The sequence below is a fragment of the Colwellia sp. genome, assembly GCF_013215345.1.
In the GTDB taxonomy this organism is placed as follows: Bacteria; Pseudomonadota; Gammaproteobacteria; order Enterobacterales; family Alteromonadaceae; genus Colwellia.
In genome coordinates, this window is sequence record NZ_JABSOV010000121.1 from 1 (window position 1) to 11,036 (window position 11,036).

Consider the following 11,036-nt stretch of genomic DNA (forward strand, 5'->3'; position numbering starts at 1 on the left):
TTCGTCACGCACTAAGTTAGTCAGTGGCACTTCCGATGTGGGAATTAATGAAAGTTTTTTGTTCGATAAGTCCGTGTGGAATAAGTCTTCACCAAACTTAGGCAATTGTCCGGTACCAAATAATGACGTGGGATTAACTAAATACGGCACGTACATTTCTAGGTAACCATGCTCTTCTGTATGTGTATCAAGCATGAACTGGGCAATAGCGCGGTGTAACTTAGCAATTTTGCCACGCATAACCACAAATCGTGTTCCCGCAAGTTTAGCACCGCTTTCAAAATCTAAGCCTTTATCAACTGCAAAGCCTAAATCAACGTGATCTTTAACGTCAAAATCAAACTCACGTGGTGTACCCCAACGCTTTATCTCTACATTGTCATCTTCGTCTTTACCGTCTGGCACAGAGTCATCAAGTAGATTTGGCAGAGCACTAGCAATGGCCTCAATTTTAGCTAAAACTTCATCTTGCTCAGCTTTCGCGGCATCAAGTGAGTCACCCAGTTGGCTAACATGTGCAAGTAATGGAGCAATGTCTTCGCCACGCGCTTTCGCTTGACCAATAGACTTTGAACGAGAGTTACGTTCACTTTGAAACTCTTGAGTTTTCACTTGGATAGCTTTACGTTGCTCTTCTAACGCGCTTAACGCAGCGGTATCTAATACAAAGCCTCGTTTGGCAAGTTGTTGAGCGATATTATCTAAATCAGTTCTAAGTAGTTTTGCATCAAGCATAATTGTTCACATTCTTGTTTATAAAGTTATTAAAATTGTATTTTTTTGTTCAGTACAAAGTACGTTTATTCAATCTAAATTGCGCTTTCTATCTAAGTTTGCTTTATTCTACCTGCGTTACTGTCGTAATCAGCAGCTATTTTGCTAAAGCCGATACCATAAACATTCCCAGCGCTGCAGCACCAATACACAGTGAAACATTCAGTAAAATATTAATCGCGGCTTTTAACACTTCGCCTTGTTGCAATAATAACAAGGAGTCTAATGAAAATGTAGAAAAGGTGGTAAATGCACCTAAAAAACCTATGCCTATTAAGGTTCTATGAACATTAATATCAAGAATTTCATGTTCGATTAGCTGATATAGCAAACCCATAATAAATGAGCCGGTGATATTAACCATCAACGTAGCAAAAGGGAAACCTTTTCCGAGCCAATTTAACACTAATTGCGAAATATAAAAACGTAAGCTCGCTCCACAGGCACCACCGAGGGCGACAAAAGCATATAAAGTAAAGTTACTAATAGCGCTGCTCATGGCTATTCCTATTAAGCTGGTTTAAGTAATCGAGTTTTTCTTTGAGTTTTTTCTCTAGTCCGCGTTCAGTTGGTTGATACAAACTGGTGTGTGAGCTATTTGCTTTGGCTAACGCTTCTGGGAAGTAATTCTCTCCTGCGGCAAAGGCGTTTACTTCGTCATGAGCATAGCGATATTCGCTGCCATGACCAAGCTCTTTGGTGATACTACTGGTAGCATTTTTCAAGTGCAAAGGTACATCTAAATCACAGGTTTGCTGCGCTAATATTTTTGCTTTATTAAAGGCTTGGTAAACAGCATTACTCTTTGGAGCAAGTGCCATATATACCGTAGCTTGAGCAATAGCCCGTTCGCCTTCACTTGGTCCAACACGATGGAATGTATCCCAAGCGTTAATAGCCAGTTGCATAGCGCGCGGATCAGCATTACCAATATCTTCACTGGCAATGGCCAGTAAACGTCTGGCTACATAAAGCGCATCGCCACCAGCGGTCAGAATTCTGGCATACCAATATAAGGCAGCATCAGGGCTAGAACCACGCACTGATTTATGAAAAGCACTGATTAAATCGTAAAAAGCATCGCCGCCTTTATCATAAAGGGCAATTTTGCTACCTGCGACTTGGGCTATAAGCTCAACGGTAATCGTTTTAACATTAACCTTAGCGTTAGCACCCTGTTCGTTTTGTTTATCTATCGGCTTGTTTGCACGTATTACTGCAGTACTATCAAGACAGTTTTCTAATAAATTAAGTAACCGTCTGGCGTCGCCATCACTACGATTAAGTAGGCTTTGCTTGGCGTCATCACTCAGTTCAATCACCAGTGATTGTCCGCTTTCACCCTCACTTTCACATAGCGTAATAGCACGTTGTAATACTTTTGCTAAATCATCTCCCGTTAATTTCTGTAAGGTATACAAACGTGCACGTGACAATAACGCTTGGTTTAATTCAAAAGCGGGATTTTCTGTGGTCGCGCCAATAAATATAATGGTGCCATCTTCAATATGCGGTAAAAACGCATCTTGCTGTGATTTATTAAAGCGATGCACTTCATCAACAAACAGTACCGTACGACGCTTATTACTGCCCTCACCTTGCGCGCGTAATTTTGCTTTTTCAATGGCGCTACGAATTTCTTTTATACCCGAGGTAACAGCAGACACGCGCTCAATTTCAGCATTAGCATGTTGGGCAATAATTTCTGCCAAGGTGGTTTTACCACTACCAGGCGGACCCCAAAAGATAAGCGAATGACAATGCCCTTGTGCAATTGCTTGCGCTAAGGGTGAGTTATTACCAAGAATATGCTCTTGTCCGACATAATCGGCTAAAGTTTTCGGGCGCATTTTAGCGGCCAACGGCATAAAGCTATTCGCGGCAGACAAAGTAGTATCCGCTGCGGCTAGACCGCTCTCTTCCGGGGAAAGATCAAACAGTGAGCTTTGTTGCCCTTCGCTACAACTTTCACTATCACCTCCCTCTGAAGGTGCCTTGCCTGAAGGTAAGTTTCCTGTAGGTAAATTATCGCTGGTCTTCAAGTCTCACGCCTTGAGGTAAGGTAAAGGTAAATAAAGACGCGTCTGGTTTATCTTTACTATTAAAGTGACTTAAATTGATTTGGCTAATTTGTCCGGTGGCATCTTTAAATGAAAACTCTGTTAACTGGCTATCTATTGCACCGACATCAGCGCTTACAGAATTGCTATGAGAAAAACTTAATGTTAACTGCTTAATTTGGCTATTTTTATCTTTTGGCGTAACAATGAAGCGCATGCCTGCTTCAACATTACTCTCTTGAGAAACATCGTACTGCTGCCAAAGTTGTGGTTCATCACTGGTTAACAGCAAAATGGGTGTGTTATGAATTGATTTCGCTAGGCTATAAGCACTGGCTTGTTCAATGAAAGGGTCATAAAACCACAAGGTATTACCATCACTGACAATTAAGGTTTCATCCGGCGTGATGGTCTGCCAATTCACTAGATTGGGCTTACTAATAGCAAGCGTACCTGAGCCTTCTTGTAATACTTGACCTTGTCCATTAATAATTTTCTGAGTGAATTGAGCACTGAAAAAAGCCAGTTTACCCAGCTTAGTCATTAAGCGTTCTTTCGCTTCACTTACTTGCTCTGGTGCCGCTTCAGTGCTTACAGCGTTTACTTTAGCCATAGGTTCGACTGCATAAGCAGTAGCTTGGGAAAAGTGCAGTACCGGCAATAATAAACCGGTTAACGCGAGTGTACGGATAAAAGGCTTTGTAGTTTGCTTATTTGGCTTAGCTGGCTTATTTTTCATAACAATATTTGGCATTAAATAGTTTTGCATAGTTTTACTTCTAATAAGATGAACTATGGCAGCGTTTAACTGACACAGTGAAAATAGTAAGTGCTAAATGATAAGTTATAACGTATCACGTACAGGCGGTGGTGCTAATACTTCTCTTGCGCCATTATTACCCGGGGTTGAGACAATGCCTTGCACTTCCATCTGCTCTACAATACGCGCCGAACGGTTATAACCAATTCTAAATTGTCTTTGCACACTCGAAATCGACACACGACGTTTTTCAGTGACAAAATTAACCGCTTCATCAAATAGGATATCAACCTCTTCAGCATCGCTGCCTTCAGCTTGCTCTCCCGGTAATAAGATATCTTGTTCGTTTTCACCGGACAGTATTTCATCAACGTAATTTGGCTCACCGCGAGATTTCCAATCTTTCACTACCGCATGAACTTCGTGATCATCAACAAAAGCGCCATGCACTCGCGTTGGTACTCCGGTACCTGGTGGTAAATAAAGCATATCGCCCATACCGAGTAACTGCTCTGCCCCTTGTTGATCTAAAATGGTACGAGAGTTCAAGCCTGACGAGACCTGAAACGCCATACGGGTTGGAATATTCGCTTTAATTAAACCGGTAATAACATCAACAGATGGACGCTGAGTAGCCAGTATCAAATGAATTCCTGCCGCTCGGGCTTTTTGCGCAATACGGGCAATAAGCTCTTCAACTTTCTTACCGACAATCATCATCATATCGGCAAATTCATCAACGATAACAACAATGCTTGGTAATTTTTCTAACAGTGGTGGTGTTTGGTCCATACCATCATTAGGCTGCCACGTTGGGTCAATTAAAGGCTCTCCGGCAGCAATCGCCTCAAGCACTTTCTTGTTGTAACCCTTTAAGTTACGCACACCAACAGCAGACATTACTTTATAACGACGCTCCATTTCACCAACACACCAACGCAATGCATTAGCGGCATCTTTCATATCGGTAACCACTTCAGAGAGCAAATGTGGAATGCCTTCATACACTGACAACTCAAGCATTTTTGGGTCAATCATAATCATACGCACATCTTCAGGCGTTGATTTATACAATAAGCTAACAATCATGGTATTTACACCAACAGACTTACCTGAGCCAGTAGTACCCGCAACCAGTAAATGTGGCATTTTACCTAAATCGACTACCACAGGGTCGCCGGCAATATCTTTACCTAACACCATGGCAAGTGGAGAGGCTGACTCTTCAAAAGCTGGACAGCCAATAACTTCACTTAAATATACAATTTCTCTATGTTTATTGGGTAACTCTAAGCCAATAACCGACTTACCTGGAATAACTTCAACCACACGCACACTTATGGCAGATAAGGCGCGGGCTAAATCTTTAGACAAGCTAGTAATTTTATTTACTTTAACCCCTGGCGCTAAGTCTAATTCAAAGCGAGTGATAACTGGGCCTGGGTATACCGAAACCACTTGCGCTTGTACGCCAAAGTCCAGTAGTTTTGCTTCAACAAGGCGGCTAACTTGATCCAATTCGTCTTGATTAATTGGGTTTTTCGCTTTATCAGGTCTATCAAGTAAATCGATAGACGGCATGCCCTTAAAATTACTTTCTTCAACGGCAACTAAATTAACTTGGCCATTGTTATCGCTTAGGTTTTGCTCAACTGAGACTAACGGCGCAAGAACCGGCATTGGTGTTACTATTGGTGATTGAATATCATCCGCAACATTAGGCTTATCTACCTCAGCAAAAGCCGCGGTAATTTCTTTCGCACTGACATGGTCTTGAATATTACCAACACTGGGCTCACTCATTAACTCTGCAATATCAATGAAAGGTTCACTTTTAACAGGAGCGGCATGTTTAGTAGTGGTTGGCTCTTCTTCAAAATTGAAGAACTCAGGCAATTCAATAGTGGCTGTTTTGGCATTAATACCTGAAGGTAACTCTGTTGAAGGTACTGGTTTTGAAGGTAAATGCTCTGTCTTGGCTTTTTCTTCTTTAACGCTTGCTTTAGTTTCAACCAAACGGCTTTTAACATTACCTAATTCAGTCACGTCAACATTATCGCTGGTGCCAAAGTGCTCTTTAATCAATTTAGGAGCATTTGCTAGCCACAGCGCGCCAACAATGGCGTATTGACCAACACAGTCAATAAACTTAAGCCAAGAAAACCCCGTTAACAACACAAAACCTGCACAGGTAAATAGTAGGAATAATAAGGTAGAACCAACAAAAGAAAAATATGGCAGTAAAGTTTTACTCAGTACATCGCCTAAAATACCACCGGCAGAAAAGTAAAAGATGTCATCAAAATTCATGCTTGCCAGTGAGGTAACACCTAAGTAAAACATGAAAAAACCAATCAGTTTTAAGCCTAGTGTTAAGTAATCAAGGGTGAGCAAGACATGAAAGCGTTGAAACAACAACCAACCGACGATAGCAATAACAAAGGGTAAGCTATAAGCGATAAGTCCAAAAAGGTTTAAAAATAAATCTGAGAGATAAGCACCAACTGAGCCGCCTAAGTTGCGCACTTCAGTTTGATAACCCGTTTGCGCCCAACCGGGATCAGCGGGATCAAAACTAAATAAGGCCAACATCATAAACATAGCAAAGACAGTGAAAAACAATAACCCAGCCTCAAGTAGACGTTGTACGCCAGTGAGTTGTTTATTGGTCAATGTATCAAGCGAAACATCGGGATTTTCGATAAGATCTGAAGACAATTAAAAGTACCATTGGAAATAAAATAGGTAAAATCACCCATTACAAAGCTAAAGTATCAAATTCGCGCTTAGTTGGCAGCAACAAATTGCCATTACTGTATATTATTTCAGTAAAAGGGCTAAAACTTAGCTACACGTTGTCAATTATCTTCAATATCCACAGTAAAACTTGCTCTGTAGCGCTAGCGTTTAATGGGCAGGAGGTTAGTCGATTTAATTTCATCCATAACCACGTAAGTTCTACTCTCACTAACCGCAGGTAAACGCAACAAGGTATCACCGAGTAGTTCCCGATATGCCAGCATATCTTTTACTCGAGTTTTAAGTAAGAAGTCAAAATCACCGGAAACCAAATGACATTCTTGAATAACATCAAGTTCACCGACGGCTTTAGCAAAATCATCAAAAACATCGGGACTGGTTTTAGTTAGCGTTATCTCTACAAACACTAATAAGGCCGCATCAAGCTTAAGCGGATTTAATATCGCTTTATAACCACTAATGTACTGCTCTTTTTCTAAGCGTTTTACCCTTTCTAAACAGGGTGTTGGACTTAACCCTACCCGCTTAGACAGCTCAACATTCGATAAACGACCATTTTTTTGTAGCTCAAGTAGAATGTTTTTATCGATACGATCAATGGTTTTATTAAGGCTCATTTATATAACTCTGCGTTTTATGCTGTTTGTAGCATTATATATCGCATTATGGTAAATAACGACAGGTTATTCTAATAAGTTACTACTATACTAGTCGCATATATTACAAGCACAGACAAAAGTGCCTTCCAACAAGCTTCGCTTAAGAGAGAGAAATATGATTATTGGTGTACCTAAAGAAATTAAAAACCACGAGTACCGTATTGGCTTAACACCTGCAGGTGTTAAAGAATTGATCGTCAATGGTCACCAAGTAATTGTTGAAAATAATGGCGGCGCATCCATTGGTTTTGATAATGAACAATATATCACTGCTGGTGCAAAAATAATTGATAGCGCGGCAGAAATTTTTGCCACTGCCGATATGATCATCAAGGTGAAAGAGCCACAGCCGGTTGAATGTAATATGCTTCGCCCAGGTCAAATCTTATTCACTTACTTACATTTGGCACCAGATCCTAAGCAAACTGAGTTATTAGTTGCTTCTGGCGCAATTTGTATTGCTTATGAAACAGTTACCGCTGCAGCAGGTGGTTTACCTTTGTTAGCGCCTATGTCTGAAGTTGCTGGTCGTATGTCTATTCAAGCCGGTGCCCATGCTTTAGAAAAAGCACAGGGTGGTTTAGGTGCTTTATTAGGTGGCGTTCCAGGTGTTGCTCCAGCTAAAGTATTAATCATTGGTGGTGGTGTTGTTGGTACTCAAGCAGCTCGTATGGCTGTAGGTATGGGCGCAGACGTGACTATTTTAGACCGTTCTTTACCGCGTTTACGTCAATTAGATACTGAATTTGATGGCCGTTTGAAAACTGTTTATTCAACTGCTGATGCCATGGACCACTTAATTGTTGAAGCTGACTTAGTGATTGGTGCGGTATTAATTCCAGGTGCTGCGGCTCCTAAATTAGTGACTAGAGCACACATAAAGTCGATGAAGAAAGGTGCTGTTGTTGTTGATGTTGCTATCGACCAAGGTGGCTGTTTTGAAACTTCAAAAGCAACTACGCATCAAGAGCCAACTTATGTTGTTGATGATGTAGTGCATTACTGTGTTGCTAACATGCCAGGTGGCGTAGCGCGTACGTCTACTATGGCGTTAACAAATGCAACTATGCCATTTGCAGTTACCATAGCAAACAAAGGTGCTAAACAAGCTTTATTAGATGATGAGCATTTAATGGCAGGCTTAAACGTAGCCGCTGGTAAAATCACTTACAAGCCAGTTGCTGATGTTTTAGGTTATGAATATGTTGAGCCAGCTGTTGCCTTAAACGCATAAAGCTGAACTTACGCCTAAGCTAAACAAAGAAACAACTCAATAACGCGGTAAACATGACGACAGTCTTTTCGCTAGATTAGTCTTTTACCGCAAATAGCGCACTTTTGCTTACAGATAGGCAAAAGTGCGTTTTTTTTTATTTATCATATAACGAAGTAATTATTTACCCCCTTGCTTTATTTCCTTATCATCCCAATTAATAAATGATAGGTAGTTAAAGGTTAACTACTTCGAAGTAATCAATTTTTCTTGGAGAACCCATGAGCGACGTAAGACACTGTCCCCTACTAATTTTAGGCTCAGGCCCTGCTGGTTATACTGCTGCAGTTTATGCAGCCCGCGCTAATTTAAAGCCGGTAATGATCACAGGTATGCAACAAGGTGGTCAATTAACCACAACCACTGAGGTAGAAAACTGGCCGGGCGATGCTGATGATTTAACCGGTCCTGCATTAATGGAACGTATGCAAAAACATGCTGAGAAATTTGATACTGAAATCATCTTTGATCACATCAACAAGGTAGATTTTTCTAAACGCCCTTTTACTCTAACGGGTGATAATGGGGTATTCACTTGTGATGCCTTAATTATCTGTACTGGCGCTTCAGCACAATACTTAGGTTTGCCTTCAGAAGAAGCCTTTATGGGCCGTGGTGTTTCAGCTTGTGCTACTTGTGATGGTTTCTTCTATAAAAACCAAAAAGTTGCTGTTGTTGGTGGTGGTAATACCGCGGTTGAAGAAGCGCTTTATTTATCAAACATTGCCAGTGAAGTTCATTTAATTCACCGCCGAGATACCTTCCGTAGCGAAAAGATTTTAACGGATCGTTTACATGCAAAAGTGGCTAACGGTAATATTATTTTACACACCCACCGTACTTTAGACGAAGTATTGGGTGATAACATGGGTGTTACTGGTTTACGTTTAAAAGAAACTCAGTCTGATAAAACCGAAGATCTTGATGTCGCTGGTGTGTTTATTGCCATTGGCCACAAGCCAAACACTGATATCTTTAAAGATCAACTAGAGATGAAAAATGGTTATTTAACCATAGAAAGTGGCACGCAAGGTAACGCAACACAAACCAGTGTTGAAGGTATCTTTGCTGCTGGTGATGTTGCTGATCATATTTACCGTCAAGCAATCACTTCTGCAGGTGCCGGTTGTATGGCAGCATTAGATGCTGAGCGTTACTTAGATGCTAAATAAGTAGATGCCTTAAAGTAAATAGCTGTTGCTAAGGTTATTTACTTGTTGGACATCTTGTTAGACATATTAGTGCCACATTTATAAACCACTTGAGCTTTAACAGTTTAAGTGGTTTATTTATTTATGAATTTTGCTTTTATAGCAATACACTCGTTACTTTCGGAAGATAATATGAGTCAACTACTGTATCAACTAGATGATGCCAGTGTAGCTTTCCCCCCGATAAGCTGCGCATTAATCGAGCCAAATGGTTTGCTGGCACTCGGTGGTGATTTATCTAGTGCTAGGTTACTTAGCGCCTATTCCCAAGGTATTTTTCCTTGGTATAGCGAAGAGGACCCGTTAATGTGGTGGTCACCTGATCCAAGGGCCATTATCGCTATTGAGCAATTACGTATAAACCGTACTTTGGCTAAAGCGATACGTAAAGCACCTTATACCATTACCCTAAACCAAGACTTTACTCAGGTTATACAACTTTGTGCCGATGCACCCTTTCGCACTGACGAAACTTGGATACTTGATGATATGCAGGCAGCTTACATTAACTTGCATCAACAAGGCCATGCTCATTCTATTGAAATATGGCATCAGGATGGTGGGGGTAACAAAGCGTTAGTCGGCGGCCTGTATGGTGTCGCTATTAATGGGTTTTTCTCAGGCGAGTCAATGTTTTATAAACAAAGTAACGCCTCAAAATTTGCCTTGCTTGCACTAGGTCAGTTACTCAAGACCATTGATATTAACTTTATCGATTGTCAGTTACTTAACCCTTTCCTCGAAGACATGGGCGCTAAAGAAATTAGCCGTACTGAATTTCTCTTAAAACAAAAAAATGCTCTAACGAAGCAAGTGCCAGATGATTTTTGGCAAGCTAGGACATTAACGCTAATCTAATGAAATTAGTTATAATTAACGTTGAGAGTTATCAAAAATTGGCAAATTATCAATGAATGAAATTTCTTATAAACTGGGTATAAGCAAAATATTTCCCTGTAATTATTTACCTGATAAAGAAGAGCGACTGCTTATTGCTGTTGATGAACGTCTAGCCAACAGCGAAAGTTATGGCTGGCTTATGACACAAGGTTTTCGCCGTAGCGGTGAGCAAAGCTATCGACCACACTGCCCTAATTGTAATGCTTGTCAGTCAATTCGTGTATTAAGCAATGACTTTACTCCATCAAAAAGTCAAAAACGCTCAAGGAAGCGCAATAGCCACTTCATTATTAAACAATCTTCACGGTTAAAAGATAGCTATTACCCTTTATTTGAAGCGTATATCAACACCTTTCACCAAGACGGCAGTATGTACCCCGCTAGCTTCAAACAGTTTCAAAGCTTTTTAAGCTGTAACTTAACCAAACAATTGTTTATTGAAACCTGGGCGCCAGCAAATGAGCAGAATGGCCTCAAAGAAGAGACCCTGGTATGTGTTGCCGTAACCGATGTGTTAAGTAATGGCTTATCCGCCGTTTATACCTTTTACCATCCAGAATTCAAAGCCAATGGTTTAGGGGTGTTTTCTATTCTCACCAAACTAAGCTTTTGCCAACAAAGGTCTCTGCCTTATTTATA

At 40.7% G+C, this 11,036-nt stretch carries 9 protein-coding genes and 1 pseudogene; 4 read left to right on the forward strand and 6 right to left on the reverse strand.

The features are described 5' to 3' along the window. The 6 genes and pseudogenes from HRT50_RS15150 to lrp form a co-directional block, all read right to left on the reverse strand. A pseudogene (locus HRT50_RS15150) lies at window positions 1-735 on the reverse strand (serine--tRNA ligase); the annotation flags it as partial. Between the two features lie 136 nt (window positions 736-871). Continuing rightward, complete coding sequence (gene crcB, locus HRT50_RS15155; RefSeq protein ID WP_291615960.1) at window positions 872-1,273, reverse strand: fluoride efflux transporter CrcB; 402 nt, start codon at window positions 1,271-1,273, stop codon at window positions 872-874. Further along, window positions 1,257-2,642 (reverse strand): replication-associated recombination protein A, encoded by a 1,386-nt coding sequence (locus tag HRT50_RS15160; protein ID WP_291615986.1) that lies wholly within the window; start codon window positions 2,640-2,642, stop codon window positions 1,257-1,259. Before HRT50_RS15160 ends, crcB begins: the two co-directional genes overlap by 17 nt. Window positions 2,643-2,799: 157 nt before the next feature. Beyond that, complete coding sequence (gene lolA, locus HRT50_RS15165; RefSeq protein ID WP_291615962.1) at window positions 2,800-3,603, reverse strand: outer membrane lipoprotein chaperone LolA; 804 nt, start codon at window positions 3,601-3,603, stop codon at window positions 2,800-2,802. Window positions 3,604-3,678: 75 nt separating this feature from the next. Then, window positions 3,679-6,312: a DNA translocase FtsK gene (locus tag HRT50_RS15170; RefSeq protein ID WP_291615964.1), complete on the reverse strand. Its 2,634-nt coding sequence runs from the start codon at window positions 6,310-6,312 to the stop codon at window positions 3,679-3,681. 182 nt (window positions 6,313-6,494) lie between these two features. Further along, window positions 6,495-6,971: a leucine-responsive transcriptional regulator Lrp gene (lrp, locus tag HRT50_RS15175; RefSeq protein WP_291615966.1), complete on the reverse strand. Its 477-nt coding sequence runs from the start codon at window positions 6,969-6,971 to the stop codon at window positions 6,495-6,497. A 157-nt stretch (window positions 6,972-7,128) separates the two neighbouring features. On the opposite strand from lrp, the gene ald reads away from it, so the two are divergent. The 4 genes from ald to HRT50_RS15195 all read left to right on the forward strand — a co-directional run. After that, window positions 7,129-8,247 carry an alanine dehydrogenase gene (gene ald / locus HRT50_RS15180; protein ID WP_291615968.1) on the forward strand — a complete coding sequence of 373 codons (1,119 nt, stop codon included), beginning with the start codon at window positions 7,129-7,131 and terminating at the stop codon, window positions 8,245-8,247. Between the two features lie 260 nt (window positions 8,248-8,507). After that, window positions 8,508-9,458, forward strand: a complete 951-nt coding sequence (gene trxB, locus HRT50_RS15185) for a thioredoxin-disulfide reductase (RefSeq protein WP_291615969.1) — start codon at window positions 8,508-8,510, stop codon at window positions 9,456-9,458. Between the two features lie 171 nt (window positions 9,459-9,629). Beyond that, the gene (gene aat / locus HRT50_RS15190) at window positions 9,630-10,355 is read left to right on the forward strand and encodes a leucyl/phenylalanyl-tRNA--protein transferase (RefSeq protein ID WP_291615971.1); all 726 of its coding nucleotides are present in this window, start codon (window positions 9,630-9,632) and stop codon (window positions 10,353-10,355) included. A gap of 52 nt (window positions 10,356-10,407) precedes the next feature. Then, window positions 10,408-11,036: arginyltransferase (locus HRT50_RS15195; protein WP_291615983.1), on the forward strand; the 629-nt coding region annotated here is incomplete at its 3' end.

What these genes read in the sequence shown, in the direction of transcription:
- HRT50_RS15160 (WP_291615986.1), bottom strand. Translation starts at nt 2,642, where the DNA reads ATGCCGTTGGCCGCTAAAATGCGCCCGAAAACTTTAGCCGATTATGTC.
- crcB (WP_291615960.1), bottom strand. Translation starts at nt 1,273, where the DNA reads ATGAGCAGCGCTATTAGTAACTTTACTTTATATGCTTTTGTCGCCCTC.
- lolA (WP_291615962.1), bottom strand. Translation starts at nt 3,603, where the DNA reads ATGCAAAACTATTTAATGCCAAATATTGTTATGAAAAATAAGCCAGCT.
- lrp (WP_291615966.1), bottom strand. Translation starts at nt 6,971, where the DNA reads ATGAGCCTTAATAAAACCATTGATCGTATCGATAAAAACATTCTACTT.
- trxB (WP_291615969.1), top strand. Translation starts at nt 8,508, where the DNA reads ATGAGCGACGTAAGACACTGTCCCCTACTAATTTTAGGCTCAGGCCCT.
- ald (WP_291615968.1), top strand. Translation starts at nt 7,129, where the DNA reads ATGATTATTGGTGTACCTAAAGAAATTAAAAACCACGAGTACCGTATT.
- aat (WP_291615971.1), top strand. Translation starts at nt 9,630, where the DNA reads ATGAGTCAACTACTGTATCAACTAGATGATGCCAGTGTAGCTTTCCCC.